The following is a 23,987-nucleotide window of genomic DNA, read 5'->3' on the forward strand; positions in this document are numbered from 1 at the left end:
TTTCTTATCCCCCTAGACTTCACATCATTAGCTAACCTTTAACTTTTCTTATATTTTCTACATAGTAGAATTCAGTTTTTAAAATTGCACTACCAAATAAATCGGAGGTCTACCTATTATGGAACTATACAAAAAATTAACAACAACATTCATCCTCTTATTCGTTGCTTCCATCACTGTCGGTTTTTCTCTAAAAGGAGCAATTCCATACGCCACATTAGTAAGTATTATATTCGCAACGCTATTTTTACTAAGCAGTGCCTTTTGCGCGGGTAAAGCACGTCAAATGAAAGGTTGATTGCATATGTTACATAAGAAACGGACCATTTGTAAATCATGTGAAAAAGAAATACAAACATATGAAAAATCACGGATTCATATGCCATTTCCAGCAAGTGGTATGACTAATATGAAAAAATATATTGAGCTAGACGGAGAAGTGTATTGTAAATCATGCATTCAAATTGTAAGTAAAACGAAATAAAAAAAGCTTTGCGCTCACTGCGCAAAGCTTTTTTTCATATATTATAGACCAGCTTGCTCTTTTAAAGTAGCTGCTTTGTCTGTACGTTCCCATGAAAGATCTACATCAGTACGTCCAAAGTGACCGTAAGCTGCTGTTTGTTTGTAAATTGGGCGACGTAAGTCTAGCATTTTAATAATACCAGCTGGGCGAAGATCGAAGTTGTTACGAACTAGTTCTACTAGTACGTCTTCAGATACTTTACCAGTGCCAAATGTATCAACTGAAATTGATACTGGTTGTGCTACGCCAATTGCGTATGCAAGTTGTACTTCTGCTTTGTCAGCAAGACCAGCTGCTACGATATTTTTCGCAACATAACGAGCTGCATATGCTGCAGAACGGTCAACTTTCGTTGCATCTTTACCAGAGAATGCACCGCCACCGTGGCGAGCGTATCCACCGTAAGTATCAACGATGATTTTACGTCCTGTTAAACCAGCATCACCTTGTGGTCCACCAATTACGAAGCGGCCAGTTGGGTTAATGAAGAATTTCGTTTCTCCATCCATTAATTCTGCTGGAACTACAGCTTTAATTACATGCTCTTTTAAATCGCGATCGATTTCTTCCCATGTAACATCTGGATGATGCTGTGTAGAAATTACAATTGTATCTACACGTACAGGTTTACCATTTTCATCATACTCAATTGTAACTTGCGTTTTTCCATCCGGACGTAAGTATGATAATGTGTCATCTTTACGTACTTCAGTTAAACGGCGAGCTAATTTGTGAGCAAGCGAGATTGGAAGTGGCATTAATTCTTGTGTTTCATTACATGCAAAACCAAACATTAAACCTTGGTCTCCTGCACCAATTGCCTCAATCTCAGCGTCAGTCATTTGACCTTCGCGTGCTTCTAGCGCTTGGTCAACACCCATAGCGATGTCAGCAGATTGCTCATCGATAGATGTTAAAACTGCACAAGTTTCTGCATCGAATCCGTATTTTGCGCGTGTGTAACCAATGCCTTGAATTGTTTCACGAACGATTTTTGGAATGTCTACGTAAGTAGAAGTCGTAATTTCCCCCGCTACCAATACTAAACCAGTTGTTACAGTTGTTTCACAAGCTACACGTGCATTTGCGTCTTTTGATAAGATCGCATCTAAAATTGAATCAGAAATTTGGTCACAAATTTTATCTGGATGTCCTTCAGTTACAGACTCAGATGTGAACAGATGACGTTTTTTTGTCATGTGGTAAACCTCCCTACAGTAATTGTATATATTGTACGGAACTCATCCTTAATTTGCCACAAACTGCGACATACATTTATTCTCCCACACAAGCATACAGAAAAACCTTTCCTACTTAACATAGAGGAAAGGTTTAATTTGCTACTTGCATACTGCTTTTTGCCCTTTGCTCTTATCGTTCGAGACCATTAGCCTCGCACAGGTTTTAGCACCTATTCACATGTATTTACCACTACAAGTGAGGTTGCTGGGCTTCATCGGGCCTGTCCCTCCGCCAGCTCGGGATAAGAGAGTATCCGTCCCAACCTATACTAAAGAAATGATATTCATTTGTCAATTAATATTCACATTTTCCTGAAAGTTTTTCTCAATACGCCTGGAATGAAATATTAATAAGGAAATAATACATTCACACAAACAAAAATAAATAAATAGTATACATTATTTATATAATTGTGTTATACTCTTGATGGGGATTACGAGAAATATTTCATTAAATGAAAAGGATGGTATATAAATATGAGTACTGTGAATGTCCAAATCGGTTTACATGAATTATTGAACGGAAGCAATGCACAGATTCAACTAAGTGTTCCGCAATTAGTGGAAAAAGTATTAATGCGAAATGAAGGGAAATTAACTTCTACTGGTGCAGTTTCTGCTTCAACAGGAAAATACACAGGACGTTCTCCTAAAGATAAATTTATTGTGAAAGAAGCATCGGTTGCTGACAAAATTGCTTGGGGAGCTGTGAACCAACCGATTTCTGAAGAACATTTTAATAAATTATATACTAAAGTTTTAGAATACTTAAAAGAAAAAGAAGAGTTATTCGTCTTCAAAGGATTTGCAGGCGCCGATCGCAACTATCGCCTACCAATTCAAGTTATTAACGAATATGCATGGCACAATCTATTTGTACATCAATTATTTATTCGTCCAACTGAAGAAGAATTAACAACTCATGAATCAGAGTTTACAATTGTTTCTGCACCGAACTTTAAAGCAGATCCAGTAATTGACGGTACAAACTCTGAAGCATTCATCATGGTTTCATTCGAAAAACGTATCGTACTAATTGGTGGTACAGAATACGCTGGAGAAATGAAAAAATCAATCTTCTCTATTATGAACTTCTTACTACCTGAACAAGATATTCTTTCTATGCATTGCTCTGCAAACGTAGGTGAAGAAGGTGACGTAGCACTATTCTTCGGTTTATCTGGAACAGGTAAAACAACTTTATCTGCTGATCCAAACCGTAAATTAATCGGTGATGATGAGCATGGTTGGTCTGATAACGGTGTATTCAATATTGAAGGCGGTTGCTATGCGAAATGTGTAAACCTTTCTCATGAGAAAGAACCACAAATCTTTGATGCAATCAAATTTGGATCTGTTTTAGAAAACGTTGTCATTAATGATCAAACACGCATCGCTGACTATAACGATACTACTTTAACAGAAAATACACGTGCTGCCTACCCTATGCATGCGATTGACAATATCGTGCTGCCAAGTGTTGCAGGACATCCAAATACAATCATTTTCTTAACTGCTGATGCATCTGGCGTATTGCCTCCAATCAGTAAGTTATCAAAAGAACAAGCTATGTATCATTTCTTAAGTGGTTACACTAGTAAACTAGCAGGAACAGAGCGCGGCGTTACATCTCCGCAAGCTACATTCTCAACTTGCTTCGGTTCACCATTCTTACCACTTGATGCATCTCGCTATGCTGAAATGCTTGGTGAAAAAATTGAGAAACACGATGCGAAAGTATTCTTAGTAAACACTGGCTGGACTGGTGGCGAATACGGTGTTGGTAAGCGTATGAACTTAGGTTACACTCGCGCAATGATTCAAGCGGCACTAAGCGGTGAACTTGCAAAAGCTGAAACTGCTAAACATGACATCTTCGGTCTTGAAGTACCTCTTCACGTACCAGGTGTACCTGACGAAGTATTAATGCCTGAACAAACTTGGGCTGATAAAGCTGCTTACAAAACAAAAGCAATTGAACTTGCAAACGAATTCAAAGAGAACTTCAAAAAGTTCGACAGCGTTTCTGAAGCTATTATTAACTTAGGCGGTCCAATCGCTTAAGTTAAAACTTTCTGTTGGAATAACCCTTTACTCATATGAATAAGTGTCGTGTAACCGAAAAGTTTCGCGTACTCACCGACAAAACCCAATGCGGCTTAACGGTTACACACACTTACATAAAAAAGAAGCTTACGTTTTTACGTAAGCTTCTTTCTATCTATTTTTTATACAAGTACGGAGCTAAAAAAGGCTCTAACCGCTTCTAACCATCGCCGGATTCTCTATTCCATCTAAAAAATTCCCAACCACAATCTACAATTCATATACTTAAATTTTCACACATATAAATCACAGATTCAAACACACAAACTTTTTTCCTACTTACTACATCCTTCTGGTCTCACACTGCCTGGAACTAAAAAAGGCTCTAACCGCTTCTAGCCACCGCTGGATCCTCTATCCCATCTAAAGAGCAGCTTTTATCTTTTTATCTCTTCGTTAATTCTTTCTCATCTTTCATGCTATAGTAGCCTAAATTAACAACAATTAAGAAATAACCGCCCATAATCCCTACTGCAAAAGCCCACATCACCATATGGTGCTCAATTTCGTACATAATAATAGCACCCAAAATAGCAGCGGCAAAACGGTTAAACATACCGAGCGTCGGTGCTTTCGTTTTCTTTACAATGCTATCTCCAAGCTTCTCAATTCGTCTCCCTAAAAGCCAAACACAATACATACTTACGATAAGTCCAATTCCTGCACCTAGAAAATGCGCTGAAAACGGCGTTAACATCCAGCCTAATAGCAGAATACCTAGTAAATAATACGATTGAATTTTAAACGATCTTAATGACATACTAATCATGCTGTACCCCTCTTCAGTAGTTTTAATCTATCCAACAAAAGCTGTATAACTCATTTCTTTCGAGTTCATACTACTTAAAATTCTCTTCACTCAAATTAAAAACAACATAAACCCAATGTTTATGTTGTTTAAATGTTTTCAGAAAATAATATTATACAAGATTTCGAACATCATATTCTTATAATTTGTGACGTTTTTCCAAACATTTTTCGTCCATTTATGAAAAAATTGATATCAATCTATGAACATACGGATATGATGTAATAAATACACAAATAAAGGGGGCGTCTAATGATTTATTTTTTAATGGCTCTCATTCATCTCATTGTCCCTGCACTTATTGGACTTTCGCTATATTGGTACACGAAAAATCATAGTATTTTCTACGCTGTCCTCGGTGTTCTCCTTCCAGGTATTATTCTTATCACACTCTTCCGTATTCCATTTTTAAACTTAATTCCACTTATTACTGCTATCTTATTTCTCGTCTTCTTACCAAAAATAAAAAAATAGGAAAGCAGATCATAAGTGATCTGTTTTCCTATTTTGATATAGGTTCCTGTACGGTAGTATGAACTTTTACTTTCTCCAATTTTACAAACCATAGACCAAAGAAAATGATTATCCCACCGATCATTTGTTGTAATGAAATAGATTCATTTGCCCATATAGCTGCAAATAAAACCGCTACAATCGGTGTAATATACATATATACCATCGTATGGGATGCCCCAATTTTTTGAACACCGATATACCACATTACTAAACCAAATACTGTTACAAAGAAAATAGAATATAGTAAAGCAAATAGTGTCATCCCTTTTGTAATGTGAAACGGCATGACAAATACATGTGGACCACTTAATAATAAAAGCGGAATTGCTCCAACTAATGCCGACCATGCAGTAACACGTAGTGCTGAATATTTTTTAATTAATGGCCCTGCTAAAACAGGATAAAGCCCCCAGCATATTGATGTAATCATTCCAATTCCATTCCCGTAAAAAGAACTAGCGAGTGAATGCCCCGCTACTAAAACTAATGCTGCACCCACAAAGGCAATCATAGAACCAATTAACTTCCGAGAAGAAAACTTTTCTTGTTTCAAAAAAACCGCAAATAAAGTTGTAAAAATAGGTGAAATAGAAATGAGTAAAGAGGCATTTGTAGCGGATGTATATTTAACAGTTTCCATAAATAACGTTTGATATAGTACAATACCTACAAAACTAACAACGATTAATCTTGGTATATCTTTTCGCTCCACATAAAGCGACTTTTCAATAAAGAATGTAAGCAATAACAGTAACGGTGCCGCTGCCATCATCCGAATAGCAGTAAACTCAATTGCTGTAAATTCTACAAGCCCATATTTTGCAATGGTATAGTTAATACCCCAAATCATAACGACACTTAAAATTAATAACTCAATTCCCCATCTTCTCATGCGTATCCCCTCCGCAAAGAAAATTATACAGAAAATTCAATCATGTGTACATTTCATTATGTGAAAAAATCTTTTTATTGTATCAAGAGCTTTACTTTGACACATGAAATTATATCGGCGATTTTTAAGTATATCGACTTATCAACAAAAAACGGCAATAATAACACCTTATGCAATGAAAAAGACGATTCCAAAAACATATTGGAACCGTCTTTTCTTTATTATACTCGAACATGTAACTTCATATTTGGATTATAAAACTGGCTCGGGCTTTTCAACTGAAAAGTTCCTCCACCTTCATGCCAATCAACCGTTAACTTATCATCCATAAATACAAGCTTTGTGCGATCGGCGATAAAGCTAAGTGTACTTGATTCAATATCTACATCACGCTCATCTTTTTCGACTACAGCTACTAAATCAATGATTCCGCTCATAACACAACCGCAACCTTCATTATCGTAAAATAACTTTATATATTTCGCTTCATTTGGAATCGTATCCATGATTTTTTTATATGCTGCTTCTGTTACAGTAACGTACATCTGTTAATGTTCATCCTCTCTTCTCGTATCATTCATATATTGTACCACTATTTTTCTAAAACTTTGTATACAGAAAATTAAGACTAATATACAATGTATGTGATAAAGGAGGTTCTATCACTGATGTCTCAACTAAAGCGATATCCTATTTTATTAGGCCTATTAGGTAGCTTTTTTATTTCTAGCGGAATGATATTACAACATATACTTCCCTATTCTCCTTCTATTGGTTGGATTCTAGGTTTTATTTGTTTCCTATCCGCTTCTTATTTTGCCATGAAAAACAAAAATAACTAATAGAGTAAGAATTAGTTTAAGGAGGATAACACAACATGCCAGCTTTAAAAGAAATAGAACAATCACTCAATCATATATTCCAAATCGAAAAATACGGAAAAGACATTGCCTTTAGTCGCTTTATCCCTGCTGTATATGATTCTATCCAATTTCCATGGCAACAATTTTTTGAAGCAACTTTTGTAGAGCTATTTAACGGTCTTATGATACGAGGGGCTGAAAATGTAAACAAAGTATTTTTATCTGTATTCCCTACAGATGACGTTCTTGAAGCTTTCATTTCACAATCGACACCCGGTGATTTACTCTTTATGCATCATCCACTTGTTATGGAGTGCGGTGATCCGCTTGGAAAATCAGGCCGTGGTTTTATTCCCATTCCAGAAAAATATTTGCAGGCGATAAAAGAAAAACAACTTTCTATATATACATGTCACGGACCAATGGATTTTCATCAAACGTATGGAACAAGCATTTCAATCGCAAAAGCACTCCAAGCCAGTGTAATTGATGGATTTGCTTACGGTGGTCCAGAAAGCGAGCCAGTCGGTCTCATTTGTGAAATAGATGAAACATCAACAGAAGCACTCCAAAAACGTCTAAAAAAACTCTTCCACATTCCTTACACAGACTTCGAAGGTAAACAACACGATTCCATTAAAAAAATTGCAATTATCGCTGGATGTGGCGATGTCGTATCTTTAATGAACGAAGCAGAAGAAAAAGGTGCTGAAGCATATATTGCAGGAGAAATCCATTGCCATATCGACAATGATTACGGTAGACATAAATACTCGCTCATTATGGATTATGTAAAAACAACGAATATGTCACTCATCGGTGTGTCGCACTCTGCCTCTGAATACTTAGTGAAAGAGACATTGATATATGATTGGTTTAAAGAGAACTTTCGTTTGGATATTACTTTAATTCCGCAGGAGAAATGGTGGTTATAAAAGGACACTTTAATTAGTGAAGATGGGTACACACATCAATTTATTTTTTACAGAATAAAAAAGGAGATCGCTCTCAAGTAAGTAATCTCCCTTTTTCGAATATTTTATCATTACATCGGCAACATTACCTTTACCGTCGTTCCAACTCCAACTTCACTTTCAAAGCTCATTTTACCGTTGTGGTCTTTAATAATTTTTTCTGTAACTACTAACCCTAAACCTGTGCCCGTTTCTTTCGTTGTGTAAAAAGCTTCATTTAACTTTGGAATTTTATCTTTTGGAATGCCGCACCCCTCATCTTTCACCTGAACGACGATTCCATCTTCTACGGTAACTTTAATCGTAATCGTCCCACCAACTGACATTGCTTCAATCCCATTTTTGATTAAATTAAAAAATACTTGTTTTAATCGTTTTTCGTCGCATGTAATTGACGGTATGTCTTTACTGTAAATACCTTGTATGTGCACCCCTTGTTCTAAAGCAGGCTTACCCATAACCCGAATAACATAAGCGATAATTTCTTGTATGTTATGAGTTTCTGATTCTAGCGATTTAGATTTCTCAAACCCACTAAGTTCTGTAGTAATTGTATGAATTCGTTCTACCTCTTGCTTCATAATATCGCTATAAATCTTATCCTCGGGATGCTTGTTCGCTTGTTTATTCACAAGTTTTTTTAAAGTTGCTAAAGGTCTTCTAATCTTATAGCCAATAACTGTTGCCATTTTTCCAACAGTTGCTAGCTTTTCTGTTTGTTTTATTTCTTTATCCATCATCTCAATCGTACGAATGTAAGACTGGAATCTCAAAAATATAATCCAACATATAATGGAGAATACGCTACATAATGCCATTGGGATTAAAACGAGAGAAGATTGAATAATGATTCCAATAAGAGCGTACCTTCCAACAATTATCCCTATAACTAACCAAAAATATTTTTTACTCACGAAGATTGGTGCAAATAAAATGAAAAATCCTTCTACTATATTTCCACCATCAAACTCAGCATCACTACCAGAATAAATCATAATATTATGGATAAAATCTAATATATTATAGCCAATTAAAATGATATACTTTACCGCAAATGGATTCTTCCATTTCATAAAATATATGCCGATGCAAAACAATATCACCATCCAAAAATAGAGCCATAAGCCTAAACCATCTTCGAATTTTCCTACTCCTTCTTGTTCTCCCCCTATTAAAGGTACGATAAATTCATAGGCAAGATCATATACAAAAAATATAATAAAAAATAAGCTTAAAAATACTTTGAGTGCCTTTATTTCTTCATTTTTAAATATATAGCCTTTATTCATATGGTAACTCCTAGCTTTTCTTCCACTTGGATTTCATAATTTCCAAACTTCATTGGAAGAATGATGTCTATTCTTGTTCCAATATCTCTTTCACTTACAATGCATAATTCACCAAGATGCTCGGCAACAATTCGATCCGCTACCGTAAGTCCTAGACCAATTTTATCTTGTTTCGTTGTATAAAAAGCCTCTGTCACACGGGCTAAATTTTCCTTCTTAATACCGTAACCACTATCGATTATACTTATCATCACATAATCTTTCCCTTTATTTTCTAATCGCAAATCTAAAATGCCACCTTGCTCCATTGCCTCCAGAGCATTATTTATGACATATAAAAAAACTCCTCTTATTTTTCGTTCATCACATTCAACTTCCACTGTTTTTTCTTCCACATTAGAAATAAGTTGAACATTTGATTCATTCATTTTTTCGCGAAGAGTTTTTACTGCTTGTAATACAATTTTTCCTACATCATGTTTCTCATAAATAGAAGGTTTACATGTAGCAACTTCCATTAACTCACTTATCATATTATTCATATTTTCTATTTCAAAGATCATTCGTTTATAAATAGGATCATCTTCATGCTTCTCTCGCTGTAATTGTGTAAATCCTTTTAACGAAGCAAGTGGATTTTTAATTTCATGCCCGACTGTCGCTGCCATTTTTCCGATCACTGCTAATTTTTGTGATTCACTAGCAATCTTAATACTTTCCTTTACAGCTGAAAGATATTGTAAAAATCGATTTAAAATGATGTATGCAGCTATTAATAAAAGTGTGTACATAATAAGAAACATAAACGCTTTTACTTCCTCTAATACAAATAAATAAATCACATATTTCCCTATAATCGTAGCAAGTAAAAACACAAAATACTTTTTATTTAAAAATATAGGTACAAAGAAAATGAGAATAATTTCTATTATATTTACCCCATCAAATGCCGCCTTATTATAAAGAATATACGAAAGTATATTAGCCATTTCTATCCCTATGTATGCAAATAAACATGTATATTTAACAAGGTTTGCTTTCTCTTTTTTTATTAAATATATATTCACGCCGAGTATTGCTGTTCCACAAATAACTTGCCATAGTATGTTATGTCCCTTATCCGTTAGTGATTTATTTTCTAATACGATTGCATAGAAAATTTGATATGCAGTAACAGTAACAAATAGCACCCATAAGAAAATTTTTGCATTCCTTTCTTCTTCTTTATATGATAGAAAACTTTCTTTCACTTTAACACCCCTTCAAAATAATATCTCGAAGAATACCATTTATTATAATAAATGATTTTCATAGACAAACAAAGATAAATCGAACATTTGAGGAAAATCATACCAACAGTATAATATCTTCAGACTATATGCAAGCATAAAAACTACAATCAATAATACGTATATTATGGGAGGTGTTTTATATGGACGGCAAAAAAAATAAAAAGACAGAACAGCTCCAATCCTTTACACCCGAAAATGAAGGAAAGGAGATGACAACAAATACAGGTGTTAAAATTTCAAATGATGAAAACTCTTTAACTGCCAGTGATCGTGGCCCTACCCTTCTGGAAGATTTTCTTATGCGAGAAAAACTTTCTCATTTTGATCGTGAACGAATTCCTGAAAGAGTCGTTCATGCACGAGGATTCGGAGCACATGGCATTTTTGAGTTATATGAATCTTTAGAAGAGCTAACAATGGCACACTTTCTACAAAACCCTTCAAAAACAACACCACTTTTCGTTCGTTTTTCTGAAGTAGCGGGATCAAAAGGAGCCAATGAAACGAATCGAGATGTTAGAGGATTCGCTGTTAAATTTTATACAGAAGAAGGGAATTTCGACTTAGTAGGAAATAACATACCAATTTTCTTCATTCAAGATGGTATTAAATTTCCTGATCTTATTCACGCCCTTAAACCAGAGCCACATAATGAAATTCCACAGGGCCAAACAGCACATGATACTTTTTGGGACTTCATCGCCAATAATCAAGAATCAGCTGCAATGATGATGTGGATTATGTCCGACCGTACAATTCCAAGAAGTTTTCGAATGATGCAAGGATTTGACGTTCATACATTTCGTTTCGTTAATAAAAATGGAAAGTCGCGATTCGTAAAATTCCACTGGAAGCCAAAGCACGGCGTTCATTCGTTAATTTGGGATAGAGCATACTAACACACATAAGGGGGATACTTCATGTTTGTTACGGTCGAGAAAGATGTTCATATTTTTGTGCAAGACGTTAATCCCGGTCCCGGTAGTAAAACTGTTTTTTTCGTCCATGGCTGGCCTTTAAATCATCAAATGTATCAATATCAACTCAATGTTTTACCGGAGCACGGCTTTCGCTGCATCGCCATGGATATACGCGGAAATGGGCAATCTGATAAGCCATGGACTGGTTACACGTATGACCGATTAGCTGATGATATTGCAATTGTTCTGGAAGCACTCCAAGTAGAAAATGCTACGTTAGTCGGTTTTTCAGTCGGCGGTGCTCTTTCTATTCGCTATATGTCTCGCTACAATGGGAGTCGTATTTCTAAGCTCGCATTAATTGATGCCGTCTCTCCTTCTTTCGTGAAAAATCAAGAGTCCCCTTACGGTGTACCAAAAAAACAAGCAGATACCCTCATTCATCAAATGTATGTAAATTTACCAAAATTTTTAAGTGATGTATCTTTATCATTTTTCAATAGAAACTTAGGAGCTGCAACCCTTGAATGGTTTTCTTATCTCGGTATGCAGTCCGCTTCCTATGCTCTCATCAAAATTTTGCAAGCAGCTGCAAACGAAGACGTAACGAAAGACTTAAGTAAAATTAACGTTCCAACAAAAATATTCCACGGCGTTCACGACCAACTGATCCCATACAAAAGCGCTGAACTCACGCAAAAACGGATTAAAAACGCTCAACTACATGCTCTTACAAATAGTGGTCACGGCTCTCCAATCGACCAAGCAGATGAATTAAATGCAGAACTTATAAAATTTTTAAATTCATAGTTTCCTTACAGCAAATTCTTTTTTATTAACTATCTTTTTTGTTTCCCCAATTAAACCGGCCCATTCGTAAGTAAGAATAACTACGATACGAATGATACATTCTGTTATCTTCCCATCTCTTTTTTTAATTTATCCCATCGAATATCATTACAACTTATTTTTCCGTTAATATAATTTATTTTTCAAAGAAAGTGAAAGTATATGCCCTATAGGTTATTTATTGAAGTGAATGAAGTTTTCACAAAATAAAATTCACACATTTCTCACAAATCAATCAATAAAACGATTACATTTTTGTTTATACTAAATGTACAAGTAATACTCCCTAAACCCAGCTTGTCTGGTTATCCCGTTAAATACTATGAAAAAAGGACTTGTATCCTATACAAGTCCTTTTTTGTTTCCCCTATTTAAAAAGTATATCTTTACTATACTGCTTTCCAGCGAGTAAATCATATTGAATCATTTTATATTGCTCTAACATTTCTTTTTGTTTCTTTGTTAAGTCTTTAATCTCTTCGCCATTTTTATCAACTTTTAATTCATCTCTAAGCACTGGGATTTCTTTATATAATCCCGATAAAAATTGATAAAATGGTGATTTATTTAATCCTGCGTAATCAAAAACAAGATTTGAGAAATACATTGGACTTACTAAACCTAAGTTGTCATTTGGTATATCAAAATTTGCATACATTAACAATGGTGTTTCTGCCATTGTTAATCTTTCACTTACAGTTTCTTCATTCTCTATATATCCAGCCTCTTTATAAATAGCCTTATTTGTCCCTAGTACTGGTAAATGATCTCCAAAAAAGACTAATAAAGTAGGTCTTTCTAATTCATTAAGCTGGTCTATTAAATATTTTAAAGCTTCATCGGAGCGCCTTACACCTTCCGTATATATTTCTAATTCTGCCTTCGATGCATCTTCTGTTAATCCATTAACTTCTATTTGATTTTCTTCAAATCGTCCCGGATTATACGGAAAATGATTTTGCATCGTTACCGCATGAATAAATGTAGGCTGTTTTCTCTTATTCAATTCATCTATTATTTCTTTACTCATAGACAAATCACTAACATTGTCCCCAGCTAATTCTTTATGCTTCATCGTATCTTCTGCATTAAAGTTATCAAATCCAAATACATTATATACAGTATCTCGTTTGTAAAATGAGCGATCAAAAGCATGAATTGCACTTGCATAGTATCCTTGTTTTTTCAATTCACTTGCAATAGATGGGATTTCTTTCTGACCTGTAACAGCTTGTTGATACGGTATAGAACCGGGCATTAACAAACTCATTGAATAACTCGTTAGCGCTTCAAATTCGGTATTCGCTGTATTCCCCCCAAATGTAGGAGCTATTGTTTGTCCACCTGGAAAATTCTCAATATAATGATGTAGATTCGGGACTGGATCTTCGCTAAATGAAAGATTCGTTAGTTTTGTAGGGTCCCAAAAAGCCTCGCTCATCAGAAATATAATATTCGGTTTCTCGGCTTTTTTTTGTTCACTCACATTAACACCATATTGTTTCTTTATGTCATTCGCAATTTGAAGCATATTTTCCTTTGAATATTTTTCTGGTTCCTGAATAACTGTCGTATCTAAGTTACTTAAAAATCCTAAAACCAAGCCATTTTGACCATAGTTCATATTTTGATTCCATAAAGGGAAGTATACCCCACCCTTTACAAATAACTTATTCACAAATGTATTAGGGTAATTACTAAACGCATACACCATAAACAGAGATGTACATATTAAAACAATTCGCATACCGATATGGATTTTTATAGATTTAATATGCTTTCGAATAGTAAAAACAACAAATGCAAATACAACTATACTAATGATTCCTATTAATATATTTTTCAAACTAAAATAATCCATAACCATTGGTATAACTGACTGCATATGCCCTATTTGTGTAAAGTCAGATGGATATAGCGGCTCTCCTCTGAACATACTCTTGAAGTAATTAACAATCCCTAAAATAATAAAAGAACAACTAGTTAACATTACACTTAGTAAAATTTTTCCAATTGAATTGTAAACTAAAATATACACCATATAAATGAGTAAAACGCTGAATAGGTACTGTGTATACTGCAAATAAATCCAGTTATTCACAAGCAAAAAATTCATATATTCTTGTATGAATATATAAATAAAAACTATTAAATGAGCTATTGGCAGCAATAAAATATGAACTCTTATAGCTGGTCTAAGTTTATTGATTATCCCTTTATTCAAATAATCAATAAAAAATAGTATGCTCCATAAAATTATAGTAATTATACTTAACGTGATTCCTTCATTAAAAAATAACTTCGTCTTCTCTAATTCGAAATAGCCTAATGTAATAACAAACAACGTTTCTAAAAAAACAGTCCATATTCCGCTAATAATGAAAGAAAGTAATGGGCTCTTTCTTTCTTGCTGAACAGAAAAATTATAACGAAATTCATTTCTTCTTTGTTGCTGAACTACAAAATCAAAACTCAACTTATTTCCCTCTTTTCTCTTCTTGTTTTCTTCTCTCTATTTCACCCCGCATCAGTAAAAAACATTATACTTATGATCTTTATATCTATTTTTATTATATATATATAACCTTAAATACCCCTTAAAAAATAACATTTTTTCGTACTTTTTACAACAAAACAGATTCTAAAAAGTACAAAAATACTGCATATACAAACTATATTACAAAAGGATTCTACCTTCAAAAAAAGTTAAAATTCACCGTTATTTTAGGAGATATAATCTATTTATTATGCAAATTAAAATACGAAGCAAAACCTGATCAAACTTGCAGGTTTTGCTTCGTATTTTGATTTCTATTTTTTATTCCTTACAAACTAAGAGGACAAATCATGATGCCTTTAAGAACGTGTTGAAACATCTACTATAAAAGAGAAACTATCCACATTCTCCATATAATACATACGATTACTATAAATACAAAATCAAAAAAATCTAATCTCGGACCTTTTTCCATATGCATATGTAGCCACATATGCATCCATTTCATTTTTGTATATTTTTGAATGTTTTTCTTTGCAAATCGGTAAATGAGCAATTGTATAATAAAAAATCCAACTACGAAAATGAACAATAAAATGAGAAAATCAACCACAAAATCCCTACCTATTTTTGCAGTGATTTTTCTACTATCTGATTTCTCAAAACCCACTCCTCAAACTGAGCACTTCCAAATTCCCAGCTTAAATCACGAGCATGTACAGAAAAAACGTAATGACCAGCATATTCGTCCATAAACCTTCCTAACTCTACATCCTCTTTCTGAATACCGTATACTCCAAAATTAAAATACACATCCCATACGTCTTCATTCTTCCTCTTATAAGCAATCGATTCCATATCACATTCTGTTCCGAAATAATCAAGATGTAAATGTACGCTATCATCATATTCGTACTTCATTTTATCACCCCTTATATTTGTACTTCTTTATCACTCAAAAAATTCCTGCTATCTATACTCACATATGGGCACTTACCTACATATCATGCTTGTAGAGTGACTTCTAGGAGGTGTTATATAGTGAAAAAATTAATAGCTGTTTTTTGCATCATGTTACTAACAGTTTTCACTTTTGCTGCTTGTAGTAGTAAAAAAGAAGGGCCAAAAGATCAAACTCAAAACATTCGCGTCGGCGAAGTTACCCATTCTCTTTTCTATGCACCGTTATATGTTGGGATTGAAAAAGGTTTTTTTAAAGATGAAGGACTAAATATTGACCTACAAACAACAGCTGGCGGAGATAAGACGATGACCGCCCTATTATCTGGTGGAATTGATATTGCTCTTGTCGGTTCTGAAACGTCTATTTACGTTCATCAACAAGGAGCAAAAGACCCTGTTATTAACTTCGCACAGCTTACACAAACAGATGGGACATTTTTAGTTTCACGTAAAAAGCTAGATTCTTTTAATTGGAATGACGTAAAAGGTGTTACGTTTTTAGGTCAGCGCAAAGGCGGCATGCCGCAAATGGTTGGAGAATACGTTTTAAAGAAAAATGGCATTGATCCTCACAAAGATACGAACTTAATTCAAAACATCGAGTTTGCTAATATTGCAAATGCCTACGCATCTGGTACTGGAGAATTTGTACAGCTCTTTGAACCGACTGCAAGTATATTCGAAAAAGAAGGTAAAGGTTATATCGTCGCTTCGTTCGGAAATGAATCTGGTACTGTTCCTTATACATCGTTCATGGCAAGAGAAAGTTTCTTAAAGAAAGATAAAACTGCTGCTGAAAAGTTCACACGTGCGCTCTATAAAGCGCAGCAATGGGTTGATACACATAGTCCCGAAGAGATCGCTAATGCCGTTTCTCCGTTATTTAAAGACACTTCAAAAGACATTACAGTAAAAGTAATTGAACGGTATAAAAAGCAACATTCTTATGCGACAAATCCGCTATTAGATGCGGAAGAATGGAAACAGCTCCAAACTATTATGAAAGACGCTGGTGAATTACAAAAAGAAGTCCCACATGAAGCGCTCGTCAATACGAAAATTGCCGAAAGCGTTATTAAGAAATAGAGGCGAAGTGTATGAGTTTTTTACAAATACGTAACGTTTCTCACTGCTTTTTCGCAAAAGAGAACGCCAAACTAATTCTCGAAGATATGAGTTTACAAGTGGAAGAAGGAGAATTTATTTCTATACTCGGTCCAAGTGGTTGCGGCAAAACGACGCTTCTCTCGATTATCGCTGGGCTACTTGATCCAATTGAAGGTATCGTATTTTTAGATGGTGAACCAATTACAACAAAAAGTCCATCTATGGGTTATATGCTCCAGCAAGATTACTTGTTTCCGTGGAAAACAATTGAAGAAAATATTATGCTTGGACTTCATATTCGAAAGATTTATGATGAACGAACGAAAGAACATACTTTAAAGCTTTTAAAACAAGTCGGTTTGCATGATGTAGAACAGCAATATCCTCGTGAATTGTCCGGTGGTATGCGTCAACGCGCTGCACTCGTTCGAACATTAGCGACTGATCCAAAAATTTTATTGTTAGATGAACCATTTTCCGCTCTCGATTATCAAACAAAGTTAAAACTAGAGGATCTCGTCTTCACATTATTACGTAACTTTAAAAAAACATCTTTACTCGTGACACATGATATTGAAGAAGCAATTGCGATGAGTGATCGTATTTATTTACTACAAGCGAATCCTGGGAAAATTGCAAAAACGTTCGTCGTCCCAGAAAGTATTCGCTCCTTATCACCGTTAGAATCGCGCCATCACTACGACTTTCCAGCCCTTTTCCAAGACATATGGAAGGAGCTGGAGCGCCTTGGATAATATAAAACAGCTACATGAACAATTTCGAAAGAAAGAACGCAGGCGTGCATGGATTGCTCGCTCGCTACAACTTTTACTGCTCATTCTTTTCTTTGCATTATGGGAAATAGCTAGCAAAAACGAATGGATTGATCCTTTACTCTTTAGCTCTCCGTCGAGTATTTGGGATCTCTTTCTTAGCAAGTGGATTGACGGTTCGCTTTGGATTCATATATGGACGACGCTACTTGAAACAGGAGTAGGCTTCATTCTTGGAACAGTACTCGGGGCTATTATTGCCACGTTCCTTTGGTGGATACCACTTTTAGCTCGCGTTCTTGATCCATATCTCGTCGTCCTAAATGCAATGCCCAAAGTCGCACTCGGCCCTATTATCATTGTAATCTTCGGTCCTAATATTTCATCGTCTATTGCAATGGGCGTAATCATTTCCATCATCATTACCATTCTCGTTATTTACAGCGCATTTCAAGAAGTCGATTCTAACTATATAAAAGTAATGGACACATTTGGCGCAAATAAATGGCAATGCTATAAGCAAGTTATACTCCCCTCATCGTTCCCTGCAATTATTTCAACGCTAAAAGTGAACGTTGGATTATCATGGGTCGGTGTTATTTTCGGTGAGCTTCTCGTTTCTAAACAAGGGCTTGGCTACTTAATTAGCTATGGATTCCAAGTCTTTAACTTCACACTCGTCTTACTGAGTGTGCTACTCACATGTGTTCTCGCAACACTGATGTATGTGTTTGTAGAAGCATTTGAAAAACTTCTAATCGGAAAACGAAAAAGAAGCTGACTCAAAACGATATGCTAGAGTCAGCTTCTTTCTTTTACCTTTTATCACACATTTTTGTTTCATTTGTAACATTTCCATCGGCAACCGTAACTGTATGGAAACAGTCTTTCACACGTACTGTAACGACATTATCTTTTCGATCTATTACATGATAATCGTTGAACTTTTTATTTAGTGCACTACGAATTTGCTCCCCTTCAAAAATCGGAAAACCGTGAGACATTACCCAGATGAGACCAGCAACAGCAAGAATCGTTTTCATACGTTTCATTACCTCCTCGAGAGTAAACTTATAGTCCCTACAACACGCGCATTATAATTGTGTCTAAATTGTGACATTTTTATACTAATTCTCTTTTATAGCACTAGTTCCTTCTTCTTTTTTAAAAAAGACAGAATTTTCAACTTTCTCAACATAAAAAACGTAAAGAACTAAAATTCTTCACGCTTTCTCTTGGCTAAAATATATCGGATACATAGCTCACATTCTTGTCCAATTGGTTACTCTATCGTTTTCGAAACATCATATAATCCAGCTAACACTTCCGCTCTCATTTTTACAAGCTCAGGGAACTGATAGAAAAACGCAATTTTTTTATATTTTAACTCCGTTCCTTCTTTCACCTTTTTTGAATCTTGTAAAATAAACGCTGTAAATGTATCTGCAATGTCTTCTGCTACATTTGTCGTCCCGTAAAGAGAAACAAACTCATTTTGTTTCTCTTTAAAAAATTCAATTTGAACTTCTTCGCTTTCTTCCACTTTCTTTTCTGTCCACTCCTGCTCAATTGGTTTCCAGAACAAATTGTGGAATTGATTTATATAAGAGCTCTCCTTCGCACATCCTTCTTGCAAGAAAAGAGATTTACATTTATTTTGGTATGATGAAATATCTTTTTCTTCTTCAAAAGCCTTTAAGTATTTTTCATTTACTGATATTTGTTTATGCCCGAGTGTTAATACGTGTGCTGTCTCATGTATTAATGTTTTCATCACTTGATCAATATTTACTGCAGAATCAAGCGTATCTAAACTAAGGGTCCAATCTTTCGGATACTCTACACTCGGCATAACGTGGGCGACAATTCCATCGTAACCATCTGTTACCATGTCAAACTCTTTTATGTCAGTGCGATACTTAGCTGGAATAAGAGTGCTATACATCTCCCATAATGATTGATGATACGCTTTATCTTGACGTTGTTTTAGTATCTCTTCTTTCGCTTCTTTATCTTCTGCGAACGCCTTATTCAATCGTTTCCGATCTAGTTTATCGAAATACGGATCTACAATTTCATCACCATCAATATAATAAGAAGCTAAAAAGAAATAATTTTCATCATCCTCTTTTTTCATTTCCGCTTCTTTCATATCATTACTTGAATTTCCTTCTAAAACATAATCCTCTAGTACTTCAAGTTCTGAAAGTCCATCTATTTTTTTATATACTTTTTGAAGCGTCTTATCACCTATTTGTGCACATTCTTCTGTCGTTTCGCACACATCTTTTTTCTCTCTTTTTGAAGTTTGCTCCGACATATCACATCCAGCTACTAAGCCCGTTGAAATCATAAAACACACTAACTTGCCATACAGTTTTTTCATACGCCCCTCCATTATTCCATTCTACAAAAATATCATAATCATTTTTTAACGAATATGCGATAATTAATTATAAAAACTGTATGGAGGTTTCCCATGATTCGAGCAGTCTTATTTGACTTAGATGGAACACTATTAGATCGTCGCCAATCTCTAGAGCAATTTATTCGTGATCAATATAATCGTTTCGCCTTTCATTTGATAAACATAGAAAAATTCGAGTATTGCTCTCGTTTTCTCGAGCTCGATAATAATGGTTACACGCGGAAAGATAAGGTATATTCCACTCTCCTTTGCGAATACAACATTACCACTTTAACGCCAGAGCAACTGTTGCACGACTACATTACAAACTTCCGACATCATTGTATTCCTTTCCCAGACATGCATGAACTACTTCAACAATTAAAACAGCGAAACATTAAAATTGGTATAATTACAAACGGCTTTACTGAATTTCAAATGAGCAACCTTCGAGCATTAAACATACATACGTATACAAATACAATTCTCGTTTCAGAAGCGGAAGGAATCAAAAAACCTCATCCTGAAATTTTCGAACGTGCTTTACAAAAGCTGAATGTAAAAGCCGAAGAATGTCTTTACGTTGGAGATCATCCAGAAAACGACGCGCTCGGTTCTGAACAAGTAGGAATTCTTGGCGTTTGGAAGAGAGATTTATTTTGGGGTGACTTCGAGCATTCACGTGTGATAGATGATTTATTAGATGTTCTTTCATTTTTAGAGGTAGAGATAAAAACAAGGTAATAGTAAATAAATTATATAAGCGATTTACCGCCAAAAAGAGGAGGCCGTTATTTAAAAACGCCTCCTCTTCCTTTATTGTTCATAAACTGTAAACTGCGGTTTACTCGGATGATCTTTTACTAGTGCATCATCTGGAAACTTTGAAACTTTTTGATACAGAGAAATGTCGCCAATACAACCTGCTGTTAGTAGAACCCCTAAAAATGAGATCGCTTGAACATTCATCGCTAATCCAATTGCAATTGGTAAAATTCCAGTAGGCAAAAATGGCAACATTAAAACTTTCTTCATTTGCTTTACTGTAATTTCTTTTTTAGAATGAGCGTATGCTACACCTAATTTCCAATTGACACCCCATGTTAGTTCACTCCACGGAACACCTCCGATATAGCGAAATCCTATTAAATGTATCGCTTCATGTATACAAACGAGAACAATCATTCCAATAATTAAAAGAAACATAACGGGCAATGTAATTTCAACTTGAAACCCGCCTGAAAAAAGCGCATGTAAAAAACTAATTCCAATCGCTAGAGCTAATATTATAAAAAATGAATAGATATTTAATTTAACCATCGAAACAGTAACAGTCGTTTCTTTTCTTTTATCCATCTTCTCCTCCTAAAATGTAAATACATCTTTACAAAATTGTATAATATACCCAAATTATGTAAAGATATATTTACATTCTCGAACAAAAAAAGAAACCGGCCATTTTACTTCGTAAAACAGCCGATTTCTTCTATATGTTTCATCGTACGCGCTAATACATCGTCGCGCATAATAAAGCTAAATTTTCTATCAGTTTTAATGTTATCAGGAATGTCTTTTAATAAAACAGACCCTTTCGTTTCTTCGTAATGCGTATGTTCTTCTACCGCACTAATTGTTGCAAAATAAATGTTTTTAATGATTATTTTGTCTTTTCCAGATACTTTATATTGTCCTAAGTAAGTTAAATCCGAAACTATGCCGCCGGTTTCTTCATGAACTTCTCGAACCGCCGCTTCTTCCGGTGTTTCCCCTAGTTCTACTTTACCACCTGGAAATTCAAGACCGCGACGTAAATGATGCGTTAATAACCATTGATCCCCGTACCGGCATACAACCCAAACATGCTTTGGCTCAGGAGAAAATGGATAACGTTCAAACGATAATTGTACAGTGTTGTGGTAATAATCTTTAAATTTGTACATGCCATTACTCCCCTATTGATGGTTACAAGTTTTTCCTACCACAAATTGTAGCATATTCTCGCTTTTCTGCATAATATTATCCAATTACAATCCATTGATTATTCCCATTTGTGCGACTAATTCTTTCGTCTCATGATTTCCTAATTCGTAAATCATTTTATATGCTTTTTGTAGTTGTTCATCATATCGATCATTATTTGAATCGTGATGATATTCAACAAATGGAACGTGAGACCGTACAAATGAACCTAAATCCTCTACATATGCTTGATCAAAGTACGCTCTTAACTCCGTAATTTCCTCATCATTTGCGTAAACTTCAAAATTGTACGTATCTGCCGTCTTCACTTGTGAAATTTGACCATTACCTATTGATATATAATATGTTTTTTTCTTCTCCATGTAACACCCTTCTTTCATCCTTTTAGTTTCTATTGTTTTCATCAATTACAAAATTATGTAAAATAAAGAAAAGGAGGGATTTCATGTTCAAAATATTAATTATCGGTATTATAATCGTCCTAGTCATACTAGTACTCTCCGTCATGACGATTAATAAAGGCTATGCATACAAACATTCCGTTGATAAACCAGAAGATAATCCTTATACAAAAAATAATAAGGAGGATTCATAATATGCTTCGTGTACTTCGCATTGCAATCGCACTCACTGTGATCATAATGTCGATAATCGGGCTCTATACAGGTCAAAATAACTTTCTACCACTTTCACAATTTTTATTAGGAGCTCTCATGTTCCTCATTGCAATGGAACAAATAAAAAAGAAGGATTCAGGAACAGGATTCATTTGTATTGTTGCCGGTGCTTTCATTTGGATTGTTCTTATCATTAGCTATATAAAATAAAGGGGATACATGTATGCTAAAAGGATTGCGAATTACTTTTTCACTTATTGCTTTATGTATAGCAATCTATAGTTTCTTTACTAGTAATAGAGAAATTATGCCTTATATGTTCATCTTTTTAGGGATGATGGCTTTCGTTATTAGTATAGAGGAAATCTTAAAACAGCAAAAAGGTGGTAGTATACTTGCTCTGTTAGCAGGAGCTGGTGCTTTATTTCTTGGCTTCTCAGAAATATTTCGATAAATAGTCTCTTTAAAGGAGGTATACAATGCTAACTGGATTACGCTATTTTTTCATGCTTCTCACATTCTCTCTTTGCACTTATTCTCTTGCTACCGACAACTTCACACTTCTCCCATACATGCAATTTGCTCTCAGTTGTTTCTTTATTCTTCTAGGAATTAATGAACTGAAATCCGGAAGAAAATCAATGGGCATCTCGCATTTTTTCGTTTCTAGTCTTATGCTCTTCATTGTAATATCGAATTACTTTCACTAAAGATAACATGTAATTTCCAATCACCTACTGACCATTACCTCTCACTAATTTGGATTTTTTAAACAGTTAATAAATTGGAGGATACTATGCTAACAAACCTTCGAATCTTACTATCTGCTATTGCTTTTATTCTTGCTTTTTTTAGTCTTTTTACACGAATTTCTATTCTTTTCTCTTATGTATTTATCCTTTTAAGCATCACATTTATTCTTTCGGGAGTTGCTGAAATACAACAAAAGCAAAAACCGAAAGCTATCTTTTGTTTTATAGTTGGGATAATCACTTTCTTCGTTGGGATTTCTGACATACTTCCATAAAAAAGAAGAGCTTGTGTGCTCTTCTTTAACTCACTACTTTCAATCCAATAATCGTCCCCATAATCCCAACGATACAAATAATCCGAAAAGCGTTTTTAGGTTCTTGAAAAAATAAAATACCGACAACTGCTGCCCCGAGCGTTCCGATTCCAGTCCAAACTGCATATGCGATCGATAACTGAATTTCTTGAAGCGCCATCGTTAAAAATTGAAAACTAATAATAAAACCACCTATTAAAATAATATTATTCGTCCAACTATTATTTTTTGCTACTTTCTTTATCCCAATTACACCGACAATTTCAAAGAGCCCAGCTATAATTAAATAGATCCATGCCAC

The 23,987-nt window shown here is 34.8% G+C and carries 29 protein-coding genes, 1 pseudogene and 1 riboswitch; of the genes and pseudogenes, 15 read left to right on the forward strand and 15 right to left on the reverse strand.

From position 1 onward, the window contains the following. Positions 1 to 118 precede the first annotated feature (118 nt). Both ACUN26_RS20395 and ACUN26_RS20400 read left to right on the forward strand, forming a co-directional pair. Positions 119 to 298, forward strand: coding sequence for a hypothetical protein (locus ACUN26_RS20395; protein ID WP_000424805.1), 180 nt, complete (start codon positions 119 to 121; stop codon positions 296 to 298). Positions 299 to 304: 6 nt separating this feature from the next. Beyond that, the gene (locus ACUN26_RS20400; protein WP_000902511.1) at positions 305 to 484 is read left to right on the forward strand and encodes a hypothetical protein; all 180 of its coding nucleotides are present in this window, start codon (positions 305 to 307) and stop codon (positions 482 to 484) included. Between the two features lie 41 nt (positions 485 to 525). Here ACUN26_RS20400 and metK read toward each other — a convergent pair whose 3' ends face one another. Then, complete coding sequence (metK, locus tag ACUN26_RS20405) at positions 526 to 1,725, reverse strand: methionine adenosyltransferase (RefSeq protein ID WP_000163114.1); 1,200 nt, start codon at positions 1,723 to 1,725, stop codon at positions 526 to 528. A 169-nt stretch (positions 1,726 to 1,894) separates the two neighbouring features. Beyond that, positions 1,895 to 2,016: riboswitch (SAM riboswitch) on the reverse strand. A 228-nt stretch (positions 2,017 to 2,244) separates the two neighbouring features. Here metK and pckA point away from each other — a divergent pair. Further along, positions 2,245 to 3,831, forward strand: a complete 1,587-nt coding sequence (gene pckA / locus ACUN26_RS20410) for a phosphoenolpyruvate carboxykinase (ATP) (RefSeq protein ID WP_000108810.1) — start codon at positions 2,245 to 2,247, stop codon at positions 3,829 to 3,831. Positions 3,832 to 4,258: 427 nt separating this feature from the next. Here the strand turns inward: pckA and ACUN26_RS20415 are convergent, their stop codons facing one another. Next, positions 4,259 to 4,642: an ATP synthase subunit I gene (locus tag ACUN26_RS20415; protein ID WP_000624935.1), complete on the reverse strand. Its 384-nt coding sequence runs from the start codon at positions 4,640 to 4,642 to the stop codon at positions 4,259 to 4,261. A 291-nt stretch (positions 4,643 to 4,933) separates the two neighbouring features. Here ACUN26_RS20415 and ACUN26_RS20420 point away from each other — a divergent pair, with 291 nt between their 5' ends. Beyond that, positions 4,934 to 5,155, forward strand: a complete 222-nt coding sequence (locus tag ACUN26_RS20420; RefSeq protein WP_000639048.1) for a hypothetical protein — start codon at positions 4,934 to 4,936, stop codon at positions 5,153 to 5,155. Positions 5,156 to 5,183: 28 nt separating this feature from the next. Here ACUN26_RS20420 and ACUN26_RS20425 read toward each other — a convergent pair whose 3' ends face one another. Next, positions 5,184 to 6,089: a DMT family transporter gene (locus ACUN26_RS20425; RefSeq protein WP_001255426.1), complete on the reverse strand. Its 906-nt coding sequence runs from the start codon at positions 6,087 to 6,089 to the stop codon at positions 5,184 to 5,186. A 221-nt stretch (positions 6,090 to 6,310) separates the two neighbouring features. Beyond that, positions 6,311 to 6,634 carry an iron-sulfur cluster biosynthesis family protein gene (locus ACUN26_RS20430; RefSeq protein ID WP_000289568.1) on the reverse strand — a complete coding sequence of 108 codons (324 nt, stop codon included), beginning with the start codon at positions 6,632 to 6,634 and terminating at the stop codon, positions 6,311 to 6,313. A gap of 332 nt (positions 6,635 to 6,966) precedes the next feature. Between ACUN26_RS20430 and ACUN26_RS20435 the strand changes: the two genes are divergently transcribed. Continuing rightward, a complete protein-coding gene (locus ACUN26_RS20435; protein WP_001111099.1) occupies positions 6,967 to 7,887 on the forward strand; it encodes a Nif3-like dinuclear metal center hexameric protein in 921 nt (306 codons plus the stop codon). 110 nt (positions 7,888 to 7,997) lie between these two features. Here ACUN26_RS20435 and ACUN26_RS20440 read toward each other — a convergent pair whose 3' ends face one another. Together ACUN26_RS20440 and ACUN26_RS20445 are read right to left on the reverse strand one after the other, a co-directional pair. Continuing rightward, positions 7,998 to 9,215: an ATP-binding protein gene (locus ACUN26_RS20440; protein WP_001032640.1), complete on the reverse strand. Its 1,218-nt coding sequence runs from the start codon at positions 9,213 to 9,215 to the stop codon at positions 7,998 to 8,000. Further along, positions 9,212 to 10,465 (reverse strand): ATP-binding protein, encoded by a 1,254-nt coding sequence (locus tag ACUN26_RS20445; RefSeq protein ID WP_000664869.1) that lies wholly within the window; start codon positions 10,463 to 10,465, stop codon positions 9,212 to 9,214. Before ACUN26_RS20445 ends, ACUN26_RS20440 begins: the two co-directional genes overlap by 4 nt. Positions 10,466 to 10,647: 182 nt before the next feature. On the opposite strand from ACUN26_RS20445, the pseudogene ACUN26_RS20450 reads away from it, so the two are divergent. Further along, positions 10,648 to 11,400: pseudogene (locus ACUN26_RS20450) on the forward strand (catalase); the annotation flags it as partial. A gap of 27 nt (positions 11,401 to 11,427) precedes the next feature. Then, a complete protein-coding gene (locus tag ACUN26_RS20455) occupies positions 11,428 to 12,237 on the forward strand; it encodes an alpha/beta fold hydrolase (protein ID WP_000498284.1) in 810 nt (269 codons plus the stop codon). Between the two features lie 406 nt (positions 12,238 to 12,643). Here ACUN26_RS20455 and ACUN26_RS20460 read toward each other — a convergent pair whose 3' ends face one another. The 3 genes from ACUN26_RS20460 to ACUN26_RS20470 all read right to left on the reverse strand — a co-directional run bounded on the left by ACUN26_RS20460 (position 12,644) and on the right by ACUN26_RS20470 (position 15,694). Continuing rightward, a complete protein-coding gene (locus tag ACUN26_RS20460; protein ID WP_000006684.1) occupies positions 12,644 to 14,752 on the reverse strand; it encodes an LTA synthase family protein in 2,109 nt (702 codons plus the stop codon). A gap of 403 nt (positions 14,753 to 15,155) precedes the next feature. Next, a complete protein-coding gene (locus tag ACUN26_RS20465; protein ID WP_000227437.1) occupies positions 15,156 to 15,386 on the reverse strand; it encodes a hypothetical protein in 231 nt (76 codons plus the stop codon). Between the two features lie 11 nt (positions 15,387 to 15,397). Next, the gene (locus tag ACUN26_RS20470) at positions 15,398 to 15,694 is read right to left on the reverse strand and encodes a DUF3986 family protein (RefSeq protein ID WP_000873109.1); all 297 of its coding nucleotides are present in this window, start codon (positions 15,692 to 15,694) and stop codon (positions 15,398 to 15,400) included. A gap of 120 nt (positions 15,695 to 15,814) precedes the next feature. On the opposite strand from ACUN26_RS20470, the gene ACUN26_RS20475 reads away from it, so the two are divergent. The 3 genes from ACUN26_RS20475 to ACUN26_RS20485 are packed head-to-tail and all read left to right on the forward strand — an operon-like array spanning position 15,815 to position 18,397. Continuing rightward, a complete protein-coding gene (locus ACUN26_RS20475; RefSeq protein ID WP_000733219.1) occupies positions 15,815 to 16,822 on the forward strand; it encodes an ABC transporter substrate-binding protein in 1,008 nt (335 codons plus the stop codon). An 11-nt stretch (positions 16,823 to 16,833) separates the two neighbouring features. Continuing rightward, positions 16,834 to 17,598 (forward strand): ABC transporter ATP-binding protein, encoded by a 765-nt coding sequence (locus ACUN26_RS20480; RefSeq protein ID WP_000009038.1) that lies wholly within the window; start codon positions 16,834 to 16,836, stop codon positions 17,596 to 17,598. Continuing rightward, positions 17,591 to 18,397 carry an ABC transporter permease gene (locus tag ACUN26_RS20485; protein ID WP_000368773.1) on the forward strand — a complete coding sequence of 269 codons (807 nt, stop codon included), beginning with the start codon at positions 17,591 to 17,593 and terminating at the stop codon, positions 18,395 to 18,397. The genes ACUN26_RS20480 and ACUN26_RS20485 overlap by 8 nt, the downstream gene beginning before the upstream one ends. A gap of 34 nt (positions 18,398 to 18,431) precedes the next feature. Here ACUN26_RS20485 and ACUN26_RS20490 read toward each other — a convergent pair whose 3' ends face one another. Both ACUN26_RS20490 and ACUN26_RS20495 read right to left on the reverse strand, forming a co-directional pair. Further along, entirely contained in the window at positions 18,432 to 18,659 is a 228-nt protein-coding gene (locus ACUN26_RS20490) for a hypothetical protein (RefSeq protein WP_000849116.1), read from the reverse strand. A gap of 239 nt (positions 18,660 to 18,898) precedes the next feature. Then, positions 18,899 to 20,002 carry a hypothetical protein gene (locus tag ACUN26_RS20495; protein WP_000737838.1) on the reverse strand — a complete coding sequence of 368 codons (1,104 nt, stop codon included), beginning with the start codon at positions 20,000 to 20,002 and terminating at the stop codon, positions 18,899 to 18,901. Between the two features lie 93 nt (positions 20,003 to 20,095). On the opposite strand from ACUN26_RS20495, the gene ACUN26_RS20500 reads away from it, so the two are divergent. Further along, positions 20,096 to 20,767: an HAD family hydrolase gene (locus tag ACUN26_RS20500; protein WP_000617320.1), complete on the forward strand. Its 672-nt coding sequence runs from the start codon at positions 20,096 to 20,098 to the stop codon at positions 20,765 to 20,767. 72 nt (positions 20,768 to 20,839) lie between these two features. Here ACUN26_RS20500 and ACUN26_RS20505 read toward each other — a convergent pair whose 3' ends face one another. The 3 genes from ACUN26_RS20505 to ACUN26_RS20515 form a co-directional block, all read right to left on the reverse strand. Then, positions 20,840 to 21,379 carry a DUF3267 domain-containing protein gene (locus ACUN26_RS20505; RefSeq protein ID WP_000361300.1) on the reverse strand — a complete coding sequence of 180 codons (540 nt, stop codon included), beginning with the start codon at positions 21,377 to 21,379 and terminating at the stop codon, positions 20,840 to 20,842. Positions 21,380 to 21,483: 104 nt separating this feature from the next. Beyond that, a complete protein-coding gene (gene mutTA, locus ACUN26_RS20510) occupies positions 21,484 to 21,963 on the reverse strand; it encodes an antimutator 8-oxo-(dGTP/GTP)ase (RefSeq protein WP_000276384.1) in 480 nt (159 codons plus the stop codon). Between the two features lie 84 nt (positions 21,964 to 22,047). Further along, the gene (locus tag ACUN26_RS20515; protein ID WP_000412304.1) at positions 22,048 to 22,365 is read right to left on the reverse strand and encodes a hypothetical protein; all 318 of its coding nucleotides are present in this window, start codon (positions 22,363 to 22,365) and stop codon (positions 22,048 to 22,050) included. A gap of 83 nt (positions 22,366 to 22,448) precedes the next feature. Between ACUN26_RS20515 and ytzI the strand changes: the two genes are divergently transcribed. The 4 genes from ytzI (at position 22,449) to ACUN26_RS20535 (ending at position 23,647) form a co-directional block, all read left to right on the forward strand. Then, positions 22,449 to 22,598, forward strand: a complete 150-nt coding sequence (ytzI, locus tag ACUN26_RS20520; protein WP_000472801.1) for a YtzI protein — start codon at positions 22,449 to 22,451, stop codon at positions 22,596 to 22,598. A 1-nt stretch (position 22,599) separates the two neighbouring features. Then, a complete protein-coding gene (locus ACUN26_RS20525; RefSeq protein WP_000946673.1) occupies positions 22,600 to 22,830 on the forward strand; it encodes a DUF3953 domain-containing protein in 231 nt (76 codons plus the stop codon). 13 nt (positions 22,831 to 22,843) lie between these two features. Continuing rightward, on the forward strand, positions 22,844 to 23,074 hold the full coding sequence (locus ACUN26_RS20530) for a DUF3953 domain-containing protein (RefSeq protein WP_000911975.1): 231 nt from the start codon (positions 22,844 to 22,846) through the stop codon (positions 23,072 to 23,074). A gap of 342 nt (positions 23,075 to 23,416) precedes the next feature. Further along, positions 23,417 to 23,647: a DUF3953 domain-containing protein gene (locus ACUN26_RS20535; protein ID WP_000957183.1), complete on the forward strand. Its 231-nt coding sequence runs from the start codon at positions 23,417 to 23,419 to the stop codon at positions 23,645 to 23,647. Positions 23,648 to 23,672: 25 nt separating this feature from the next. Here the strand turns inward: ACUN26_RS20535 and ACUN26_RS20540 are convergent, their stop codons facing one another. Next, positions 23,673 to 23,987, reverse strand: coding sequence for a DMT family transporter (locus ACUN26_RS20540; protein ID WP_000312334.1), 315 nt, complete (start codon positions 23,985 to 23,987; stop codon positions 23,673 to 23,675).

The sequence above is a fragment of the Bacillus sp. WC2503 genome (assembly GCF_052682895.1).